Origin of the sequence: Vibrio sp. Vb1026 (genome assembly GCF_033338745.1) — a bacterium.
Taxonomy (GTDB): domain Bacteria; phylum Pseudomonadota; class Gammaproteobacteria; order Enterobacterales; family Vibrionaceae; genus Vibrio; species Vibrio alginolyticus.
Window position 1 is genome coordinate 84,090 of record NZ_JAWOTH010000015.1, and the last position, 21,454, is coordinate 105,543.

General features: G+C 44.9%; 19 protein-coding genes. 9 read left to right on the top strand and 10 right to left on the bottom strand.

Going from position 1 to position 21,454, the window contains the following annotated elements:
- The first annotated feature begins 53 nt into the window (after positions 1-53).
- From sfsA to panC, 7 genes are all read left to right on the top strand, one after another.
- A complete protein-coding gene (gene sfsA / locus R7E47_RS18960) occupies positions 54-770 on the top strand; it encodes a DNA/RNA nuclease SfsA (RefSeq protein ID WP_017635909.1) in 717 nt (238 codons plus the stop codon).
- 136 nt (positions 771-906) lie between these two features.
- The gene (gene dksA / locus R7E47_RS18965) at positions 907-1,353 is read left to right on the top strand and encodes an RNA polymerase-binding protein DksA (protein ID WP_005386584.1); all 447 of its coding nucleotides are present in this window, start codon (positions 907-909) and stop codon (positions 1,351-1,353) included.
- Positions 1,354-1,448: 95 nt separating this feature from the next.
- Positions 1,449-2,312, top strand: coding sequence for a tRNA glutamyl-Q(34) synthetase GluQRS (gene gluQRS, locus R7E47_RS18970; RefSeq protein WP_158156846.1), 864 nt, complete (start codon positions 1,449-1,451; stop codon positions 2,310-2,312).
- A gap of 102 nt (positions 2,313-2,414) precedes the next feature.
- Entirely contained in the window at positions 2,415-3,782 is a 1,368-nt protein-coding gene (gene pcnB, locus R7E47_RS18975) for a polynucleotide adenylyltransferase PcnB (RefSeq protein WP_005386589.1), read from the top strand.
- Positions 3,779-4,264 carry a 2-amino-4-hydroxy-6-hydroxymethyldihydropteridine diphosphokinase gene (gene folK / locus R7E47_RS18980; protein ID WP_005380007.1) on the top strand — a complete coding sequence of 162 codons (486 nt, stop codon included), beginning with the start codon at positions 3,779-3,781 and terminating at the stop codon, positions 4,262-4,264. The genes pcnB and folK overlap by 4 nt, the downstream gene beginning before the upstream one ends.
- Positions 4,265-4,288: 24 nt before the next feature.
- Positions 4,289-5,083 carry a 3-methyl-2-oxobutanoate hydroxymethyltransferase gene (gene panB, locus R7E47_RS18985; protein ID WP_005386592.1) on the top strand — a complete coding sequence of 265 codons (795 nt, stop codon included), beginning with the start codon at positions 4,289-4,291 and terminating at the stop codon, positions 5,081-5,083.
- An 11-nt stretch (positions 5,084-5,094) separates the two neighbouring features.
- A complete protein-coding gene (panC, locus tag R7E47_RS18990) occupies positions 5,095-6,000 on the top strand; it encodes a pantoate--beta-alanine ligase (RefSeq protein ID WP_161440654.1) in 906 nt (301 codons plus the stop codon).
- Between the two features lie 53 nt (positions 6,001-6,053).
- Here the strand turns inward: panC and R7E47_RS18995 are convergent, their stop codons facing one another.
- From R7E47_RS18995 to R7E47_RS19010, 4 genes are all read right to left on the bottom strand, one after another.
- Positions 6,054-6,983 (bottom strand): Kdo(2)-lipid IV(A) acyltransferase, encoded by a 930-nt coding sequence (locus R7E47_RS18995; RefSeq protein ID WP_053304122.1) that lies wholly within the window; start codon positions 6,981-6,983, stop codon positions 6,054-6,056.
- A gap of 127 nt (positions 6,984-7,110) precedes the next feature.
- Positions 7,111-7,881, bottom strand: coding sequence for an ABC transporter permease (locus R7E47_RS19000; RefSeq protein ID WP_318084951.1), 771 nt, complete (start codon positions 7,879-7,881; stop codon positions 7,111-7,113).
- Complete coding sequence (locus R7E47_RS19005; protein WP_005380000.1) at positions 7,882-8,799, bottom strand: ABC transporter ATP-binding protein; 918 nt, start codon at positions 8,797-8,799, stop codon at positions 7,882-7,884.
- 250 nt (positions 8,800-9,049) lie between these two features.
- A complete protein-coding gene (locus R7E47_RS19010; protein ID WP_005379997.1) occupies positions 9,050-10,720 on the bottom strand; it encodes a SulP family inorganic anion transporter in 1,671 nt (556 codons plus the stop codon).
- A 281-nt stretch (positions 10,721-11,001) separates the two neighbouring features.
- On the opposite strand from R7E47_RS19010, the gene can reads away from it, so the two are divergent.
- Positions 11,002-11,670: a carbonate dehydratase gene (gene can / locus R7E47_RS19015; protein WP_005379996.1), complete on the top strand. Its 669-nt coding sequence runs from the start codon at positions 11,002-11,004 to the stop codon at positions 11,668-11,670.
- Positions 11,671-11,748: 78 nt separating this feature from the next.
- On the opposite strand, the gene hpt is transcribed toward can, so the two are convergent.
- Positions 11,749-12,279 carry a hypoxanthine phosphoribosyltransferase gene (hpt, locus tag R7E47_RS19020; RefSeq protein ID WP_318084953.1) on the bottom strand — a complete coding sequence of 177 codons (531 nt, stop codon included), beginning with the start codon at positions 12,277-12,279 and terminating at the stop codon, positions 11,749-11,751.
- Between the two features lie 319 nt (positions 12,280-12,598).
- Between hpt and opaR the strand changes: the two genes are divergently transcribed.
- Complete coding sequence (gene opaR / locus R7E47_RS19025) at positions 12,599-13,213, top strand: transcriptional regulator OpaR (protein ID WP_005379994.1); 615 nt, start codon at positions 12,599-12,601, stop codon at positions 13,211-13,213.
- Between the two features lie 138 nt (positions 13,214-13,351).
- On the opposite strand, the gene lpdA is transcribed toward opaR, so the two are convergent.
- From lpdA to ampD, 5 genes are all read right to left on the bottom strand, one after another.
- Positions 13,352-14,779, bottom strand: a complete 1,428-nt coding sequence (gene lpdA, locus R7E47_RS19030) for a dihydrolipoyl dehydrogenase (protein WP_005379993.1) — start codon at positions 14,777-14,779, stop codon at positions 13,352-13,354.
- 267 nt (positions 14,780-15,046) lie between these two features.
- On the bottom strand, positions 15,047-16,948 hold the full coding sequence (aceF, locus tag R7E47_RS19035; RefSeq protein ID WP_318084958.1) for a pyruvate dehydrogenase complex dihydrolipoyllysine-residue acetyltransferase: 1,902 nt from the start codon (positions 16,946-16,948) through the stop codon (positions 15,047-15,049).
- Between the two features lie 19 nt (positions 16,949-16,967).
- Positions 16,968-19,631, bottom strand: a complete 2,664-nt coding sequence (aceE, locus tag R7E47_RS19040; RefSeq protein WP_005386612.1) for a pyruvate dehydrogenase (acetyl-transferring), homodimeric type — start codon at positions 19,629-19,631, stop codon at positions 16,968-16,970.
- A gap of 48 nt (positions 19,632-19,679) precedes the next feature.
- Positions 19,680-20,447, bottom strand: a complete 768-nt coding sequence (gene pdhR, locus R7E47_RS19045; protein WP_005379989.1) for a pyruvate dehydrogenase complex transcriptional repressor PdhR — start codon at positions 20,445-20,447, stop codon at positions 19,680-19,682.
- 405 nt (positions 20,448-20,852) lie between these two features.
- Complete coding sequence (gene ampD / locus R7E47_RS19050; protein WP_017635914.1) at positions 20,853-21,404, bottom strand: 1,6-anhydro-N-acetylmuramyl-L-alanine amidase AmpD; 552 nt, start codon at positions 21,402-21,404, stop codon at positions 20,853-20,855.
- Positions 21,405-21,454: the final 50 nt, after the last annotated feature.

Consider the following 21,454-nt stretch of genomic DNA (forward strand, 5'->3'; position numbering starts at 1 on the left):
TGGTGTAATGGTGGCAACATTGTACATAAAAAATTTTTTGTCTAAATAAGCAAATGCATTTCACACCCGCTTTAGAGTCCGCCACTCTACTCAAACGTTATAAACGCTTTCTTGCCGATATCGAGCTCGATACTGGTGAAATCCGTACAATCCACTGCGCAAATACAGGTGCAATGACGGGTTGTGCAACGCCCGGAAACAAGGTTTGGTTTTCTACTTCCGACAACCCGAAACGAAAATACCCCAATAGTTGGGAGTTGAGTGAAACCGAACAAGGCCACCGTATTTGTATCAATACCGCGCGCGCCAATCAATTAGCCGTAGAGGCTATTGAAAATAATGTCATTTCAGAGCTTTGTGGTTATGACACACTTCAAACTGAGGTGAAATACGGCAATGAAAATAGCCGAATTGATATCTTGCTCAGCGCAGACGACAAGCCAAAGTGCTATATAGAAGTGAAAAGCGTCACTCTTCTTGATGAGACCGACTCTACTGGACAAGGATACTTCCCAGATGCGGTCACGACTCGGGGACAAAAACACCTGAGAGAGCTCACAGAAATGGCACAAAATGGAAGTAGAGCCATACTTTTATTCACTGTTTTACATTCAGGTATTGAAAAAGTGTCCGCGGCGCACCATATAGACGCGAAATATTCACTATTACTCAAACAAGCACAAGACGCTGGAGTGGAAGTTCTCTGCTACAAAGCTGAACTGAGCGATACTGGAATGAAGCTGATTTCCGCTATTGATTTTATCAATTAAGAGAAAAAATGATGTCGTCTTCACATTGACGATAACTTTGCGATTCAGTATTTGCTTGCACCGCCTCTTTTTGCTATAGATACCCGCCTTAAATTGACTGCGTAGCAGTTGACTAGGTGTAAGTAGGAGATGCTGTATGCCAGAATCAAAGAAGAAAACGATAGGCATCCTAGCCATTGCCGGCGTGGAGCCATATCAGGAAAAACCTGGTGAAGAGTACATGTCACCAGAGCAGGTTGAACACTTTACGAAAATCTTAACAGCTTGGCGCGACCAGCTAAGAGCTGAAGTGGATCGTACTGTTCACCACATGCAGGACGAAGCAGCAAACTTCCCAGATCCAGTTGACCGCGCCTCTCAAGAGGAAGAGTTCAGCCTAGAACTGCGTAACCGTGACCGCGAACGCCGTTTGATCAAGAAGATTGAAAAGACTTTGGATAAAATCAAAGAAGACGATTTTGGCTTCTGTGAGTCTTGTGGCGTAGAGATTGGCGTTCGCCGTCTTGAAGCACGTCCAACCGCTGACCTTTGTATTGACTGTAAAACACTTGCAGAAATCAAAGAGAAGCAAATGCAAGGTTAATCACCCAGCATTATGATTGTTGAAGGGAGCTCAGGCTCCCTTTTTGTTTTGGCTACCTTCGCACCCTATTTGTTTACTAAATTCGAGATACACGCATGACACGCTATGTAGGTCGATTCGCCCCATCTCCTTCTGGTCCACTGCATTTTGGTTCACTGATTGCCGCTCTTGGCAGTTATTTTCAAGCGAAAGCACAAAACGGAGCTTGGTTAGTACGTATTGAGGACTTAGACCCACCAAGAGAAATGCCAGGTGCAGCGCAACTTATCCTAGAGGCACTCAAGGCCTATCAGCTGCATTGGGATGGGAAAGTGGTATACCAGAGCGAACGTCACGACCTTTACCAAGCTCAAATAAACAAATGGCTCGAAAATGGAGAAGCCTATTATTGCCAATGTACTCGTAAGCAAATTAAAGAGCATGGCGGTTTTTATCCTGGCACTTGCCGCGATAAAAACTTGAAAGACGGCGCGATTCGCCTAAAAATGACCAAGCCTGTCGCTCATTTTCTCGACCAAAAGCGGGGAACCATTACTATTCCAGAGCAACTCGTTAATGAAGATTTCATTATTAAACGTCGAGATGGATTATTTGCTTATAATCTTGCGGTAGTATTGGACGACATCGACCAAGGCGTCACAGAAGTCGTGCGAGGTGCAGACTTAATCGAGCCGACAGGGCGTCAAATTAGCCTGTACCAAATACTTGGTCAGCCTGAAGTTAGCTACTTGCATTTACCATTGGCGATGGACAACAACGGCAATAAATTGTCGAAACAAAATCACGCGACGGCTATTGATATAGATACACCAAAACCTACTCTATTGCGCGCCATGACATTTTTAGGTTTCGAGATACCTGAAACCGTAAGGGCGGCCAACATAGAAGATATTCTTCGTTGGGGCTGCGAAAACTGGCGGTTGGAACAGCTTCCAGCAGAGATCGAGATCACACCGTGATTCTCAAATGGCATTGTGTAGGCTATCATTAGCCGCAAATTAGGCCCTAGAGGCGTATAAAACTAACCAAAGCAAGATTGGATTAAACCCAGTTATTGCCAGATGCACATGAATACAAACGACTATACACCAAGCGAACCTGCCACAATTCCAGAGCTCGCTCTCAATGTAATAACTCGTGAAGAGCACAACATTTCGCGTAAGCAGATCAGTGATAATGCGCTGAAGGTACTGTACCGCCTAAATGGTGCTGGTTTCGATGCTTTTCTTGTGGGTGGCGGGGTTCGAGACTTACTGCTTGGACAAAAACCAAAAGATTTTGACATTGCGACCAACGCAACGCCGGAACAGATCAAACAGCTATTTCGTAACTGCCGTTTGATTGGTCGCCGCTTCCGCTTGGCTCATATTATGTTTGGCCGAGACATCATTGAGGTTGCGACGTTCCGTGGTCACCACCAAGAGCAAAAGAATAAGAGCATTTCTCAGCAATCAAAAGAGGGTATGCTGCTGCGTGACAACGTCTACGGCACCATCGATGAAGATGCTGAGCGCCGTGATTTCACGATTAACTCGATGTACTACAACATCGCAGATTACTCGATTCACGACTACGCACGTGGTATTGAAGATTTAGAAGATCGCCTAATTCGACTGATTGGTGATCCAGAAACACGCTACCGTGAAGACCCTGTGCGCATGCTGCGTGCGGTTCGTTTCGCGGTAAAACTAGACTTTGATATTGAAGAAGACACCGCAGCGCCAATCGAACACATGGCACCGTTGCTCGGTGACATTCCGTCAGCGCGTCTTTTTGAAGAGTCACTCAAATTATTGCAATCCGGTCATGGCTTAGAAACCTACCATCTACTGCGTGAGTACAACCTATTCCAGCAACTATTCCCGACGATTGCAGCGCACTTTACAGAAGATTACTCCTCTCACACTGAGCAGATGTTGGATCTTGTCCTAGATTCTACCGACATGCGCATCGAAGATGGGAAACGCATCAATCCAGCATTTATGTTTGCTGCAATGCTGTGGTACCCACTGTGTGCGAAAGCCGATGAACTGATGGAAGAGCGCAACTTAGGCCATTACGACGCCATTATGGAAGCGAGCAACATCATTCTTGACGAGCAAGTTCGCACAATTGCCATTCCAAGACGCCACACCGCAACCATTCGCGAGATTTGGCAGTTACAGCTTCGTCTTCCACGACGTAACGGTAAACGTGCATTCCGTCTTATGGAGCTCAATAAATTTAGAGCTGGCTTTGATTTTCTTGAAATGCGCGGTGAAATTGAAGGTGGTGACACTCAGAAGCTTGCCAAGTGGTGGGAAACTTTTCAAAATGCAGGCCGAGAAATGCGTCAAGCAATGGCTGCCGACTTAGACGGTCAATCACCGAAAACAGGCCAGCGCCGCCGTAAAACTTATCGCAAGAAAAAGAGTAAGCCCAAATCATGATTACAGCGTACATTGCGGTAGGCAGTAACTTGGCTGATCCTGTCAGCCAAGCGAAGCAAGCGATTGAAGCATTAAAAACGCTGCCTAAATCAGAGTTTGTTCAAGCTTCTTCGCTATACAGCAGCACGCCAATGGGGCCACAAAACCAACCGGATTACATCAATGCGGTTGTGTCTATTAACACCAGTTTGACGCCTATTGAATTGCTCAATTGCACACAAGCTATAGAGCAAGAACAAGGGCGTGTCCGTAAAGACGAACGCTGGGGACCAAGAACCTTGGACCTCGACATTGTGCTTTATGGCAATGAGGTGATTAATTCCGAGAGGCTGATCGTTCCTCATTATGGAATGAAAGAGCGTGAATTCGTACTCTACCCTCTTGCGGAAATTGCACCAAGTTTACAACTCCCTGATGGGACCGAGGTCTCTAAACTACTGGAACAAGTAGATAGAAACGGCCTCAGTATCTGGCAGTCATAGCCAACTCCTAGTAAGGATAAAACCATGAAAAAAATGACCATCAACGACCTGATCAAGTGGAAGCAAGAAGGTCGTAAATTTGCTACTTCAACCGCTTATGATGCGAGCTTTGCCCAACTGTTTGAAAGCCAAGAAATGCCAGTACTTCTTGTTGGTGATTCTCTAGGTATGGTTTTGCAAGGTCACAACGATACTCTGCCAGTAACGGTCGATGATATCGCTTACCATACTCGTTGCGTACGCGCTGGTAGCCCAAATTGTTTGTTGATGGCAGACATGCCATTCATGAGCTACACCACGCCAGAGCAAGCTTGCGAAAATGCGGCTAAACTGATGCGTGCTGGTGCCAATATGGTAAAAATTGAAGGTGGTGACTGGCTTGTCGACACGGTGAAAATGCTCACTGAACGATCAGTTCCAGTTTGTGCTCATCTTGGTTTAACTCCTCAAGCTGTTAATATTTTTGGTGGTTACAAAATCCAAGGTCGCGATCAAGAAAAAGCAGACCGCATGGTAAAAGACGCATTAGCGCTGCAAGAAGCAGGCGCTCAAATCGTCTTACTAGAATGCGTACCAGCTGAGCTTGCTGAACGTATTACGCAAGTGCTTGACGTTCCTGTTATCGGTATTGGTGCAGGTAACGTAACAGATGGTCAAATTCTCGTAATGCATGATATGTTTGGTATTTCTGCCAACTACATGCCGAAATTCTCCAAAAACTTTCTTGCTGAAACAGGTGATATGCGCAAAGCCGTTACTAAATACATTGAAGATGTAGCCAACGGTGTATTCCCAGACGACGCTCATACCATTGCCTAGAGGATAAATGCATGCAAACTTTTGCGGAAATCTCAGCAGTTCGTGAACACCTTAAAACCTTTAAACGTGAAGGTCGTAAAGTGGCGTTTGTCCCTACCATGGGCAACCTTCACGAAGGCCACTTAACCTTAGTGCGTAAAGCACGCGAATACGCTGATATCGTTGTCGTAAGCATCTTTGTTAACCCGATGCAGTTTGATCGTGCAGACGATTTAAATAATTACCCACGCACGCTAGAGGAAGACTTAAGCAAGTTAACCTCTGAAGGGGTCGATGTGGTATTTACGCCAACACCAGAAGTTATCTACCCAGAAGGTCTGGACAAGCAAACCTTCGTCGATGTCCCTGGCCTATCAACAATTCTCGAAGGCGCGTCTCGACCAGGTCATTTCCGTGGCGTGACGACGATTGTGAATAAGCTGTTTAACATCGTACAACCGGATGTCGCGTGCTTCGGCGAGAAGGACTTCCAACAACTTGCTGTTATCCGCAAGATGGTTGATGACCTAGCAATGGACATTGAAATCATCGGTGTACCAACCGTACGTGAAATGGACGGTTTAGCAATGAGTTCACGCAATGGCTTGCTTACGCTGGACGAGCGTCAACGTGCGCCTGTACTTGCTCGTACAATGCGTTGGATCAGCAGTGCCATTCGCGGTGGCCGCGATGACTACGCATCGATCATCGAAGATGCAAGCGACCAACTTCGAGCTGCAGGTCTGCACCCTGATGAGATCTTCATTCGTGATGCTCGTACATTACAAGTGATCACACCAGAAACGACACAAGCTGTCATTCTGATGTCTGCGTTCCTAGGCAAGGCTCGTCTTATCGATAACCAAACGGTAGATATGGTTGTCGAAGCGAAGGAAGAAGCTGAATCTAACAATACAAACTCAGAGAACGCAGAGTAAGCTCTGAGTCATAAAAGTAAAAAGGTCGACTCTTAGTCGACCTTTTTTATACTCTACGTATAGACGCAATCTAACCCTTCAGGGCGAGTTTTAAACCGCTTGTGCAGCCACATCCACGCTGGAATATCACGTTTTATCATTTTCTCAAGCTCTTGATTCAAGATGCTTGCCGCTTTAACCGCATTACGTCTCTCGAAACGCTCGCTAATGTCTTTTCCAATGTACAGCGTGTAATGGTGATTTTTACTCACTGTAACGCCAGATATAACCGCGCACTTTGTTGCATCAATGAGAACACTAGACCCGACGGTACTCGCCGCTTGTTCAACAGCAAAAAACGGCGCAAAAACAGAATGGCTAACGCCATAATCATGGTCGGGCAAATACCAAAGTCGATGACCATTTTTCAGAACTTTGAGCATTGATTTCACGTCTTTTCGATCAATCATTTGATGTCCAAAACGAGTTCGACCTCGATGTTGAATAAACTCATAAGCAGGATTCGAATTTGGGCGATAAACGCCATAACCTTGGGCAAACTGGCTAAAAATACGAGCGGTTATCTCCAAGTTTAAATGGTGACTGCACACCACCAACACACCACGTCCATTCTTTTCCTCAGCGAGTAAACGATCTTTTCCAACAATAGAGGTTATCCGACGTATCCGCCAATCTGGCCAAAACCAAGCGATACCGGTTTCGATGATCGCCATTCCAGTATATTGAAAGTTTTTTCGTACTACGTCCTTACATTGCCAATCCGTAAAATCAGGGAAACACAGCTGGAGATTACGCAGAGCGATCTTGTGTCGGCGCTTCATTACATGCATCGCAATACAGCCGATGCTTCTACCTAAGATTCGCAATACTACGTATGGCAGTACATTAACAAGAATCGCTAAAGATCCAAATGCCAGCCATACAGACCAATATTTGGGCTTAAGTAACTGATAGGAGAAAGGCGGCGGCGGGACAATATTCATAGGATCACTCATTTATTACAAATGATTGAAACCTACCATGATAAAAACCGAAAAATTGTATGGGTATGTATTGTTATGCACGCGAAAGAGCAGCGTGAATCGCCGCTCTTTGCTTTATGAGAATGGCTTAGCTTCTTAGCCCAATCCCTTTGGTTACTAGATAATGCGCAATGGCATACAGTGCAACAATAAACACTACAAGTACACTAAATGAAGTGACAATGCCCACATCCGAGACACCTAAAAAGCCGTAGCGGAACGCATTCACCATGTAGACGATTGGGTTGATCTTAGAAACGCCTTGCCAAAATTCAGGCAGCAGACTAATCGAATAAAAGACTCCTCCCAAGTAAGTTAAAGGAGTCAATACAAACGTAGGGATGATCGAAATATCATCAAACGTTTTTGCGTAAACCGCATTGATCAAGCCACCGAGAGCAAATACAACCGACGTCATGAAGACAGTCGCGACAATAATGCCCCAGTGCTCCACTTGCAAATCAACGAACAAAAGTGACACACAAGTAACAATTGCACCGACCAACAAACCTCGAGTCACGCCGCCCATCACATAGCCAGCAATAATCACATAGTTTGGTACCGGTGCCACCAGCAGTTCTTCAATATTCTTCTGTAGCTTTGCACTAAAGAATGACGACGCCACGTTCGAGTATGAGTTAGTGATCACCGACATCATGATCAAACCTGGAACAATGTACTCCATGTAACTAAAGCCGCTCATCTCACCAATTCGAGAGCCAATAAGATTGCCGAAAATGATGAAGTACAACGTCATCGTAATGGCTGGCGGCACTAAGGTTTGCACCCAAATACGTGTAAAACGAGTGACTTCTTTGCTCAGCAAGCTGCGAAATGCCGTCCAATATAAACCGTACATTTAATTACTCCCCTCTCTTACAATGCTGACAAACAACTCTTCAAGTCGGTTGGCTTTGTTACGCATTGAGAGAACTTTAATGCCATGCTCTGTTAACTGACTGAATACCGAATTCAATCCTTGGCTCTTATCTAGTTCTATCTCTAAAGAGCCATCAACAATACTTTGTCGATTAACACCTTCAAGCTCAGGCACCTCGACTTCTGACTCAATATCCAAGATAAATGTCTCGACGCTTAGCTTACCTAGTAACGCCTTCATGGTGGTATTTTCAATCAGCTCACCACGATTAATAATGCCGATATTTCGACACAGCATCTCCGCTTCTTCTAGGTAGTGTGTCGTTAAAATAATCGTAATTCCTTGCTCTTGGTTGATCTCTTTCAGAAACCCCCACATTGAGCGGCGTAGTTCAATATCCACTCCAGCCGTTGGTTCATCTAAAATGAGTAATTGCGGCTCGTGCATCAAAGCTCTTGCGATCATTAAACGACGCTTCATCCCACCGGATAGGTTACGAGCACGCTCTTGGCGTTTTTCCCATAAATCCAATTTTTTCAGGTATTTTTCTGCTCTTTCTTTGGCTAATACTTTAGACACACCGTAATAGCCAGCTTGCTGCATCACAATTTGCTCAACGGTTTCAAACTGGTTGAAGTTGAACTCCTGTGGCACCAAGCCTAAATTCTGCTTGGCCAATTCGAGGTCGGTATCAATGTCATAACCGAAAACTTTCGTCGTTCCGGAGGTTTTATTCACTAAGGAGGAAATGATGCCAATCGTGGTCGATTTTCCTGCACCATTGGGACCCAGAAGCGCGTAGAAGTCACCCTTTTTCACTTGGAGACTTATACCTTTTAACGCCTCAAAGCCACCTGCATACGTCTTGCGCAGTTGTTCAATTTCTAATGCGTACATAAGGTCTTGATTGCCGTTTGTTTGTGATTACTAATACCGACTCATATTTATCAGCGGTTTACTACAAAATCGCCTTGGGTATCGTATTGGAGGTCCATCAGTTTATCGTTGAATAACGATGATTACAAATAAACCTTTCGATAATATTGGAAATATAACCCTTGCCTCGTAAAGGTTATCTCTGAGTAAGACAAAATAGAGCATAAAAAAACGCAACAGGACACTGTTGCGTTTTTAACTGTCAGAATGATTACGCCGTTATGCGCTGATACTGGTCTGCCTCAACATGTGCCACCGCCGCATTCAATGCTTCGTAACGGAATTGGTACATATTTTCATCAGGCACAAGGTCAATCACATGGAATTTCTCTAGCTGTTCTCGTGTTCGCTCATTCGGGCATAATAAATACACGGCACAATTGGCATCGAGAGCATCCTTAATCGCATTCTCTAACGCCAAACCGACGGTCACATCAATCATTGGTACATCCGTAAGATCGAGAATCATCACGTCATAGTCAGAAATACTAGAGTGCTGACGTGAAATGGCTTTAGAAACACTAAAGATCATCGGACCGGAAAGATAAAAGAACAGCACTTTACCATTAGCACGATCCAACAAACCACGCTCGCTGTCAGTCAGCGGCACATCATCTTCATCCGCGTCGCTGATCGCTTTTACTTGTCGCGCCTGCTCTCGGCTCAAACGCTCGATGATGATAATGTTCGAGATAAAGACGCCTAAACCCACCGCAACGATAAGATCAACGAATACTGTAAGCAACATAACGCCATACATCACCGCCATTCCGGAAAAGCTTACCTTATGTGCCCTCTGAATAAAGCTCCAGTCTAGGATGTTAAAGCCAACATACACCGCAATGCCTGCTAACACAGCCATCGGGATTGGCTCTGTTAATCCGCCAGCAACCAGTACAACCAACGCCAACATTAGTGCACGAATCACACCAGATAATGGCGAACGAGCCCCAACTTGGATATTCGTTACCGTCCCCATGGTAGCCCCCGCCCCTGGCAGCGCACCAAACAAGCCTGAGATCATGTTAGCTAACCCTTGACCTCGCAGCTCTTTATCTGAGTCGTGTTCTTTACGAGTTAATGAGTCACCGATAACCGCCGTTAACAAAGTATCAATACAACCTAATGTGCCGAGCACTAATGCATCAATGACCATCTCGACAAACATATCTGTGTCAATATAAGGGGCGACGAGAGAAGGTAACCCAGCAGGAATTTCACCGATACGACGAATATCTTCTGTATCAAAGAGAATCACAGACAATAAAGTCACCGCGACCAATGCCACGAGCTGTGCAGGAACGTATTTACGATATTGCTTAGGGAAGAAAAAAAGAATCCCCAAAGTCAGTAGTCCCAAAAACAACTCACTGAACTTAAGGTTAGAAATGGTCTCCGGCAAAGCAGATAACGTTCCGAGTACTCCCCCTGAAGGCGCGGCATGCCCCATCAAAGGCGATAACTGCAGAATGATAAGAATCACACCAATGCCAGACATAAACCCGGAAATAACGCTGTAAGGCATCAAGGTAACGTATTTACCCAGTTTTAACGTCCCCAATAGGATTTGGAACGCGCCAGCCATCATGACAACCGTGAAAGTCATAGCCATGCCCGTTTCTGGGTATTTCGCCATCATACTGGTTAATACTGCGGTCATGATTACCGTCATTGGCCCTGTCGGTTCTGATATTAACGTATTAGAACCACCAAATAACGAGGCAAACAAACCGACCATTATTGCTCCCCAAAGGCCGGCCTCAGCACCGGCTCCGGATGCAACACCAAACGCTAACGCCAGAGGGAGAGAGATAATCGCCGTGGTTACCCCGCCAAATACATCCCCTTTGAAATTGATATCTTCAAAACGACTACCGAACACTGCTGATTTTCCCTGCATTCAATTTTAAAAAGTAAAATATCACTACTTTAACGAGCTAGGCGAAAATTTAAACCATAAATAGATTAAGGCTAAATTCACACCACAAATAGTTTCACCAGATTTTACTTTTTTCTTAATGAAAACTAGTCAGATGAGTCCTATCTGACGAATATTTAACGAGATCGAAATTGTAACATTGTGTATAGTTACAACACTGATCGCTTGCATGTGCACACAAACAGCGGCAGCGATTTTGTCTTTTAAGGGAAGTAGTTTGCAAAATGCCGGAAATAAAACAGTTATTTGAAAACAATTCGAAATGGTCTCAAGAGATCAAATCTGATCGACCTGAATACTTCGCAAAACTCGCTGAGGGGCAAAAGCCTGATTTTCTTTGGATTGGCTGCTCTGATAGCCGCGTCCCTGCCGAGCGACTAACCGGACTATACTCAGGTGAACTCTTTGTTCATCGGAATGTTGCAAACCAAGTTATCCATACTGATCTCAACTGTCTATCCGTCGTCCAGTACGCCGTAGACGTTCTTAAGGTTAAACACATCATTGTCTGTGGACACTATGGATGTGGTGGCGTAAATGCAGCCATTGATAACCCTAAGCTAGGTCTTATTAATAATTGGCTGTTACATATCAGAGATATCTATTTCAAACACCGCACTTACCTAGATCAAATGCCGCAACAAGATCGAGCGGATAAACTAGGCGAGCTTAATGTTGCAGAGCAAGTGTACAACTTGGGTAACTCAACCATCCTGCAAAACGCTTGGGAGCGTGGACAAGATGTTGAAATTCATGGTGTGGTATACGGAATTGAAGATGGTCGCTTAGAGTACTTAGGCATTCGTTCTAACTCTAAGGAAACCGTAGAAGCGTCTTACCAGAAAGCTCTTTCGACGATTCTAAATACAGATAACAAGCTGCTTTGTCGCTAAGTCATATCTAAAAGTTGAACAAAAAACGCCCATCTTAGATGGGCGTTTTTTTTATATTTTTAATGCTGCTCTCAATGATTATTCTTGAGGTACAACTTTACCGATGTATGGTAAGTGGCGGTATTTCTGCGCGTAATCAATACCCACCCCAACGACAAATTCATCTGGAATTTCGAAACCAATCCAATCCACAGGAACATTCACTTCACGACGAGATGGCTTATCTAGGAGCGTACAAATCGCGATAGACTTCGGCTCACGTAGCGAAAGAATCTCACGGATTTTATTTAGTGTGTTACCAGTGTCAATGATGTCTTCAACAAGCAGAATGTCTTTACCTTTGATGTCATCATCCAAATCTTTCAAGATACGAACGTCACGTGAGCTTTCCATCGTATTGCCGTAGCTTGACGCAGTCATAAAATCAACTTGCTGAGTCAGTTCGATAGCACGTGCCAAGTCTGCCATAAATACAAATGAGCCTCGCAATAAGCCTACCAACACAAGATCTTCACTACCTTGATAACGCTCTGTAATTTGTTTGCCTAATTCACGAACTCGCTCCTGAACTTCTTGCTCAGAAATCATGACTTCTATTGTATGTTTCATACTGTGCTCAATCTAAATTTGTGGGTTGAGGTAAGTCGCACGCAAACGATCACCTAATCTTACGGCGTGTAGTGTATCACCACGTTCATTGGGTTGAAAGTCGCATCCTGTTGCCAAAAAATCTTGGAAGAAGGTCTTAGTTTTATAAAGTTCATAGCTAAATTTATCAATAATAATGACATTACTGTATATAAATTGTTCTACAGATGTTGACCTTGTGCATATGCACCATTACACTCATCACTGCTTTAAGCAACTATTAAAATAATCAATTAGGGGGTTACCCCCAATATCAACTCAAATGGCAAGGAAAATGGATATGGACTCAATTGCAAAGAGACCTAGAACTAGGCTTTCTCCAATTAAGCGTAAGCAACAGTTAATGGAAATCGCATTGGAAGTATTTGCACGCCGCGGCATCGGTCGTGGTGGTCACGCAGATATCGCAGAAATTGCTCAAGTTTCTGTAGCGACTGTTTTTAACTACTTCCCTACACGCGAAGACTTGGTGGATGAAGTTCTCAATCACGTCGTACGTCAGTTCTCAAACTTCCTATCGGATAACATAGACCTAGACTTACATGCACGTGAAAACATCGCCAATATTACTAATGCGATGATCGAGCTTGTCAGCCAAGATTGTCACTGGCTAAAAGTATGGTTCGAGTGGAGTGCTTCAACACGTGACGAAGTATGGCCATTGTTTGTTTCAACTAACCGTACTAACCAGTTGCTGGTACAAAACATGTTCATTAAAGCAATTGAACGTGGCGAAGTGTGTGACCAGCACGATTCAGAACACTTGGCAAACCTGTTCCACGGTATTTGTTACTCACTGTTTGTCCAAGCGAACCGCGCTAAAGGTGAAGCGGAGCTGAAACATCTAGTGAATTCATACTTAGATATGCTTTGCATTTACAACCGTGAACACTAAAGCTTAGCTCGTAATATATGTCAGCCCACCGTTTGGTGGGCTTTTTATTGTCTGCTAAGCACACATTTATATTCCTATATAACAAGCATAAAAAAACCGCTGCAATGCAGCGGCTTCTATCATTCAGTCAGAAAAAGCTTACTTCTTCTTAACTGCTTTTTTGTTTGGCAGGTCAGTGATTGAACCTTCAAATACTTCAGCAGCTAGACCTACAGACTCGTGTAGAGTTGGGTGAGCGTGGATAGTCAGAGCGATATCTTCTGCATCACAGCCCATCTCAATTGCAAGGCCGATTTCACCAAGTAGTTCACCACCGTTAGTACCAACGATAGCACCACCGATTACGCGGTGAGTTTCTTTGTCGAAGATTAGCTTAGTCATACCGTCTGCACAGTCAGATGCGATTGCACGACCTGATGCTGCCCATGGGAATGTTGCTACTTCGTACTTGATGCCTTCTTCTTTCGCTTCTTTTTCAGTCTTACCAACCCAAGCTACTTCTGGCTCAGTGTACGCAATTGAAGGGATAACTTTAGGGTCGAAGTAGTGCTTCTTACCAGAGATAACTTCAGCAGCTACGTGACCTTCATGCACACCTTTGTGAGCAAGCATTGGTTGACCAACGATATCACCGATCGCGAAGATGTGAGGAACGTTAGTACGCATTTGCTTATCAACGTTGATGAAGCCGCGCTCGTCAATTTCTAGACCCGCTTTTTCACCGTCGATTAGCTTACCATTTGGTACACGACCGATAGCAACTAGAACCGCATCGTAACGCTCAGCTTCAGCTGGCGCTTTCTTGCCTTCCATTGAAACGTAGATACCGTCTTCTTTTGCTTCAACTGCTGTTACTTTCGTTTCTAGCATTAGCTTGAACTTGTCTTTGATACGCTTAGTAAATACTTTCACGATATCTTTGTCTGCTGCAGGAATTACCTGGTCAAACATTTCAACAACTTCAACTTTAGAACCTAGAGAGTGGTAAACCGTACCCATTTCTAGACCGATGATACCACCGCCCATGATAAGCAGTTTTTCTGGCACTTCTTTTAGTTCAAGAGCGTCAGTAGAGTCCCAAATACGTGGGTCTTCATGCGGGATAAATGGCAGTTTGATTGGACGAGAACCAGCCGCAACGATTGCGTTGTCAAAGTTAACAACTGTTGGCTCACCTTCGCCTTCTACAAGGATAGAGTTAGGGCCAGTGAACTTACCGTAACCGTTAACTACTGTTACGTTACGCATCTTAGCCATACCGCTTAGGCCGCCAGTTAGTTGGTTAACAACTTTTTCTTTCCAGATGCGGATTTTGCTGATGTCTGTTTGAGGCTCACCGAACACAACGCCGTGGTCAGCCATCGCTTTCGCTTCTTCAATTACTTTAGAAACGTGAAGCAGTGCTTTAGATGGGATACAACCCACGTTCAGACATACACCGCCAAGCGTGCTGTAACGTTCAACTAGTACAGTTTCAAGACCTAAGTCCGCACAACGGAATGCAGCGGAGTAACCAGCAGGACCAGAACCAAGTACAACAACTTGGGCTTTAATTTCTTTGCTCATTTTGACCTCTTGTAGTCATTATCCCTAACAGGCTGAGTGGGTATCGATTTTTTATGTTTAAGAGAGATTTGTTTTAAACAGTTATTTTCAGACCGCTAACAGTTTACAGAGATGTTAATGGTGTGAAAAGTAAATCAATTTAGCCTGTGAGCTAGACAACAATTCGATTGTGAAAACCCTGAACGAAGCAAGGCTGATAACCAAATTGTCGGTAATTATGATTAGCAGAGGCGGCTAAGTTGCCGCCTCTCATTCATCTAATTTCTATTACAGAACTAGACGACGAATGTCAGATAGACATGAGTTTAGGTAAGTGATGAAGCGCGCACCTTCAGCACCATCGATCACACGGTGGTCGTATGATAGAGACAGTGGAAGTTGTAGACGCGGTTCGAACTCTTTACCGTTCCATACCGGTTTCATTTCTGACTTAGACACACCTAGGATACCAACTTCGGGTGCGTTTACGATTGGAGTAAACGCTGTACCGCCGATACCGCCTAGGCTAGAGATAGTGAAACAGCCACCTTGCATGTCAGCCGCAGTTAGCTTACCAGCACGTGCTTTCTTAGAAACCGCCATTAGCTCTTCAGATAGCTCGTAGATGCCTTTCTTGTTCACGTCTTTAAATACAGGAACAACTAGACCGTTTGGTGTATCTACCGCGATACCAACATTCACGTATTTCTTCAGAATTAGGCTCTCACCGTCTTCTGATAGAGAAGAGTTGAACGCTGGGAACGCTTCAAGCGCTTTAGCTACCGCTTTCATGATGAACACAAGTGGTGTGATCTTCATGCCAGTGTCTTTCTTCGCTTCAATCGCGTTTTGCTCTTTACGGAATGCTTCAAGAGCCGTGATGTCTGCGTTATCCCACTGTGTAACGTGCGGGATCATTACCCAGTTACGGTGTAGGTTTGCGCCAGAGATCTTCTTAATGCGAGATAGCGGTTGAACTTCTGTCTCACCAAACTTGCTGAAGTCCACTTTTGGCCATGGTAGTAGACCAAGAGCCGCGCCGTCGCCTTTGCCAGATGCTGCTGCACCTGCGCCAGACTCAAGACGCTTAAGTGCATCTTTCACGTAAGCTTGAACGTCTTCTTTTAGGATACGGCTCTTACGACCAGAACCTTTAACCTTCGAAAGATTAACGCCAAATTCACGCGCTAGACGACGAACAACTGGAGACGCGTGAGCGTACTCATCGTTTTCTTTGAAATCGCCAGTCGCTGCTGGAGCTGCTGCCGCTGGAGCTTCTGCTTTAGGAGCTGCAGGTGCTGCCGCTTGAGCTGGAGCTGCTGCAGGAGCAGGTGTTGCGCCCGCCACTTCGCCTTCCGTTGTAGAGAAAATCATGATTAGTGAGCCAGTAGACACTTTGTCGCCAGCTGCAATCTTGATTTCTTTAACTGTGCCAGCGAATGGTGCAGGAACTTCCATAGAAGCTTTGTCACCTTCAACAGTGATTAGAGATTGCTCTTCTTCCACTGTGTCGCCAACCGCAACCATGATCTCAGTAACTTCAACTTCGTCGCCGCCGATATCTGGAACGTTCACTTCTTTTGCCGCAGACGCTGCTGGAGCTGCTGCCGCAGGAGCTTCAGCTGCCGCTGGTGCTGCTGGAGCGCCTGAACCTGCTGTTTCGAATACCATGATAAGTGAGCCAGTCGATACTTTATCGCCTGCTGCAACTTTGATCTCTTTTAGAGTACCTGCGAATGGCGCTGGAACTTCCATAGAAGCTTTGTCGCCTTCAACAGTTAGAAGAGATTGCTCTTCTTCGATGCTGTCGCCAACGGCAACCATGATTTCAGTAACTTCTACTTCATCACCACCGATGTCTGGTACGTGAACTTCTTTTAGTTCTGCCGCTGCTGCTGGAGCTGGAGCTGCTGCTGGAGCTGCTTCTGCCGCAGGAGCAGGTGCAGCGTCAGCTGCACCCTCGGCTTCGAAAATCATGATTAGAGAACCAGTAGAAACCTTGTCGCCTTCTGCAACTTTGATTTCTTTAACGATACCCGCTTGAGAAGCAGGAACTTCCATAGAAGCTTTATCGCCTTCAACTGTGATCAGAGACTGCTCTTCTTCAACCTTGTCGCCAACGCTTACAAGAATCTCAGTAACTTCAACCTCATCCGCACCGATGTCTGGTACATTAATTTCGATTGCCATTTCTTATCTACCTTCTTAATTAAGCGTATAGCGGGTTTGTTTTCTCTGTGTCGATGTCGAATTTCTTAATTGCTTCTGCAACTACAGATTTCTCAACTTCGCCACGTTTCGCTAGTTCAGTTAGCGCTGCTACTACTACGTAACCTGCGTTCACTTCGAAGTGACGACGTAGGTTTTCACGGCTGTCTGAACGACCGAAGCCATCAGTACCAAGAACTTTGAAAGACTCAGCAGGAATGTATGCACGAACCTGCTCTGCGTAGTTCTTCATGTAGTCAGTTGCTGCGATAGCAGGTTCAGTACCCATTACTGTTTGGATGTAAGGTACTTTCGCTTCCGCTTCTGGGTGAAGCATGTTGAAACGCTCTGCATCTTGGCCATCGCGAGTTAGTTCGTTGAATGACGTTACAGAGTAAACATCAGAAGCAACGCCGTAATCTTCGCTTAGGATTTGAGCTGCTTTACGTACTTCATTCATGATAGTACCAGAGCTCATTAGCTGAACTTTCGCTTTGTCGCCCGTGTAAGTTTCTAGCTTGTAGATACCTTTACGGATGCCTTCTTCAGCGCCTTCTGGCATTGCTGGCATTGCGTAGTTTTCATTCATTAGCGTTAGGTAGTAGAACACGTTTTCTTGTTCTGGACCGTACATGCGACGGATACCGTCTTGCATGATTACAGCTACTTCGTACGCGAACGTTGGGTCGTAAGAAATACAGTTAGGAACCGTACCCGCCAAAATGTGCGAGTGGCCGTCTTCGTGCTGTAGACCTTCACCGTTCAACGTTGTACGACCCGCAGTTGCACCTAGTAGGAAACCACGTGCTTGTTGGTCACCAGCCATCCACGCCATGTCGCCAACACGTTGGAAGCCGAACATTGAGTAGTAGATGTAGAACGGAATCATTGGTAGGTCGTTTGTCGAGTATGAAGTCGCAGCAGCAACCCATGAAGACATAGCACCTAGCTCGTTGATACCTTCTTGTAGAACCTGACCTGAAGTCGCTTCTTTGTAGTAAGAAACAACGCCACGGTCTTCTGGTGTGTATGTTTGGCCGTGCGGGTTGTAGATACCGATTTGACGGAACAGACCTTCCATACCGAATGTACGTGCTTCGTCAGCAATGATAGGAACGATGTTCTTACCAATGTTCTTGTTCTTAAGTAGAACGTTTAGTGCACGTACGAATGCCATAGTAGAAGAGATATCACGCTTCTGTTCTTCTAGTAGTGGCTTGAATTCTTCTAGCTCAGGAACGATGAATTCTTGAGTGAATTTTGGTAGACGCTGTGGCGTGTAGCCGTGTAGCGCTTTACGACGAGCGTGTAGGTATTCGTACTCTTTTGAACCTTCTTCAAGTTTCAGGTACGGAAGTTCTTTCACTGCTTCGTCAGTTAGGATGTCTTGAAGACCTAGACGATCACGTAGGTGTAGTACGTGAGTCATGTCCATCTTCTTAACTTGGTGCGCGATGTTCTTACCTTCAGCCGCTTCACCCATGCCGTAACCTTTAACAGTCTTAGCTAGGATTACTGTTGGACGACCTTTAGTTTCTGCCGCGTTTTTGTATGCCGCGTATAGCTTAGAAGACTCGTGACCACCACGCTTAAGTGCGAAGATTTCGTCGTCAGTCATGTCAGCAACAAGTGCAGCTGTCTCTGGGTACTTACCAAAGAAGTGCTCACGTACGTACGCGCCATCTTTTGATTTGAATGTTTGGTAGTCGCCGTCGATCGTTTCATTCATAAGCTGTAGAAGCTTACCAGTCGTATCTTTAGCTAGTAGTGAATCCCAGTTGTTACCCCAGATTACCTTCACTACGTTCCAACCAGCACCTTTGAACAGACCTTCAAGTTCTTGAATGATCTTACCGTTACCCATTACAGGGCCATCTAGACGCTGTAGGTTACAGTTGATTAGGAAACATAGGTTGTCTAGTTTCTCACGCGCAGCGAAAGAGATAGCACCACGTGATTCTGGCTCATCCATCTCACCGTCACCTAGGAACGCGTAAACGCGCTGCTCTGAAGTATCTTTAAGACCACGGCCTTCTAGGTACTTAAGGAAACGAGCTTGGTAGATAGAAGCGATTGGACCTAGGCCCATCGATACTGTCGGGAACTGCCAGAATTCAGGCATCAGTTTAGGGTGCGGGTATGAAGGAATACCTTTGCCGTCTACTTCTTGACGGAAGTTGTCTAGCTGCTCTTCAGTTAGACGACCTTCAACGAATGCACGTGAGTAGATACCTGGTGAAATGTGACCTTGGTAGTAAACTAGGTCGCCACCATCCTTCTCGTTTGGTGCACGGAAGAAGTGGTTGAAACATGTCTCGTAGAACGCAGCAGAAGACTGGAAAGACGCCATGTGGCCGCCTAGCTCTAGGTCTTTCTTAGATGCACGTAGAACGATCATGATAGCGTTCCAACGAATAATTGAGCGAATACGACGCTCAAGTGTTGTGTCACCTGGGTATGCTGGTTCTTGGTCTGCAGGAATCGTGTTGATGTAGTTAGTTGTGATACCTGTTGGCATATCAACACCGTCTAGACGTGCTTTATCTAGAACTTGCTCTAATAGGAATTGAGCACGCTCTAGACCTTCTTCACGTACAACTGACTCAAGCGCTTGTAGCCATTCTTGAGTTTCCAGTGCATCTACGTCATGCTTCATATCAGACATGGCGATCTATCCTTCTGTTGGTTGGATCTACTTATTTAAGTAACGCTCTTACGAGTCATTACCCTGCTGAATTCGACGTAGAGAACGCTCTCGTCGAGACTCTTCTCGAGTCAAATCCAACAATGTTTCTTCGATGTAAGCCAAGTGCGAGTGGGACATTTCTCGCGCCTTTTCAGGCTGACCAGAAACAATCGCATCCACGATATTGGCTCGGTGTTTACTGACTTTCTCGACCGCTTCTGGGCGGCGACGTAGTAATTTAAAATTTTGTAGAATATTTTGCTCAAGCAAAGGTGCTAAGCTTCGAACAATGTGCAACAAAACCACGTTGTGCGCGGCCTCTGTCAAAGCGATCAAAAATTGCATTACTTCCGCAGATTCAGCTTCGATATCGTTGTTTGCTTGCTCTTGGCTAATGCGCTCAAGGCAACCTTGAATACGCGCAAAATCTTCTTCGGTACCACGTAAAGCTGCAAAGTAGGCTGAAATTCCTTCCATCGCATGACGAGACTCAAGCACATCAAGCTGGGTTTCAGAATGACTAGACAACAAATTCAACAAGGGATCTGAAAAGCTCTTCCAGATATTCTCACTTACGAATGTTCCGCCACCTTGGCGACGAGTCAACAAACGCTTCGCTTCCAAGCGTTGAATGGCTTCTCGGACTGAAGGACGAGACACATCGAACTGTTTTGCCAGTTCACGCTCTGGAGGCAGTTGTTGCCCCGGAGACAATGTTCCTTCCACTATCAACCTTTCTAACTCTTGTTCTATAACATCAGAGAGTTTTGGCTGACGAATCCTTTGATAAGCCATAATTTATTGTTCTTCTACTCTTGCAGGTAATTGGTAATACCAATTTTAAGTTGGTGCAGAAATTAACATAATTAAAACGCCACTGTCCAGCCGAAAATTGACCTAAATCATAGAACGAGCTTACTTCCAACACTCTGATAACAATCGACTGTTAAAACAGCAATAGAATTGGTATGACCAATTACATAAAGCATACAAATGGGAAGTCGACGTGCTAGCAGTTTTGGAAAAGAAATACAGAAAATGACAAAATTATCAGTCTATTTATTCACCAAAACGGCATGTGCGAGCGTAAAAATGTAGTTAACTTTTAACAATCATTAATATTTCTGGTATCAAAAAAAGGCATACCTGATCGTATGCCTTATTTATTTCGCTTTTTTGAATTTACACTTTCGCTACAAATCAACGCTGTATAAGCAGTCTATATTTCACCCAATCAAAGCTTAGACCAGGATCGCTTTTTCTCAAGGGCGCAATATATTGATGACCGGTAATTCGTGGCGGGGTGATTTGAGGATAAGACTGCATAATCACCTCAGTGATCTCTGCAAGTGATTGATATTGCGCTTCTGTGTAGGCAGTAAATTCTGTCCCTTCAAGCTCGATACCAATGGAATAGTCATTACAACGCTCCCTGCCTGCGAAACTGGATTGACCGGCATGCCATGCTCTATCAAGAAAAGAAACAAATTGAACAACCTCGCCGTTTCTTTTAATCAAGCAATGTGCAGAAACGCCCATTTTGTGAATAGCTTCAAAAAATGGATGTTCATTTGGGTCTAGCTTGCCAGTGAAGAAGTCCTCTATATATGGTCCACCAAACTGCCCAGGAGGCAAACTGATATTGTGTACCACCAGCAGAGAGATGTCGTTTATATCAGAGCGGGCATCAAAAAATGGTGACGGAACATGCTTTGCTTGTGTCAGCCAGCCATTCTCGATAATTGGGCGCATATCAACCTCTCTACTTTGCAAATTAACTGCTGAAATTATTGACACCGGAG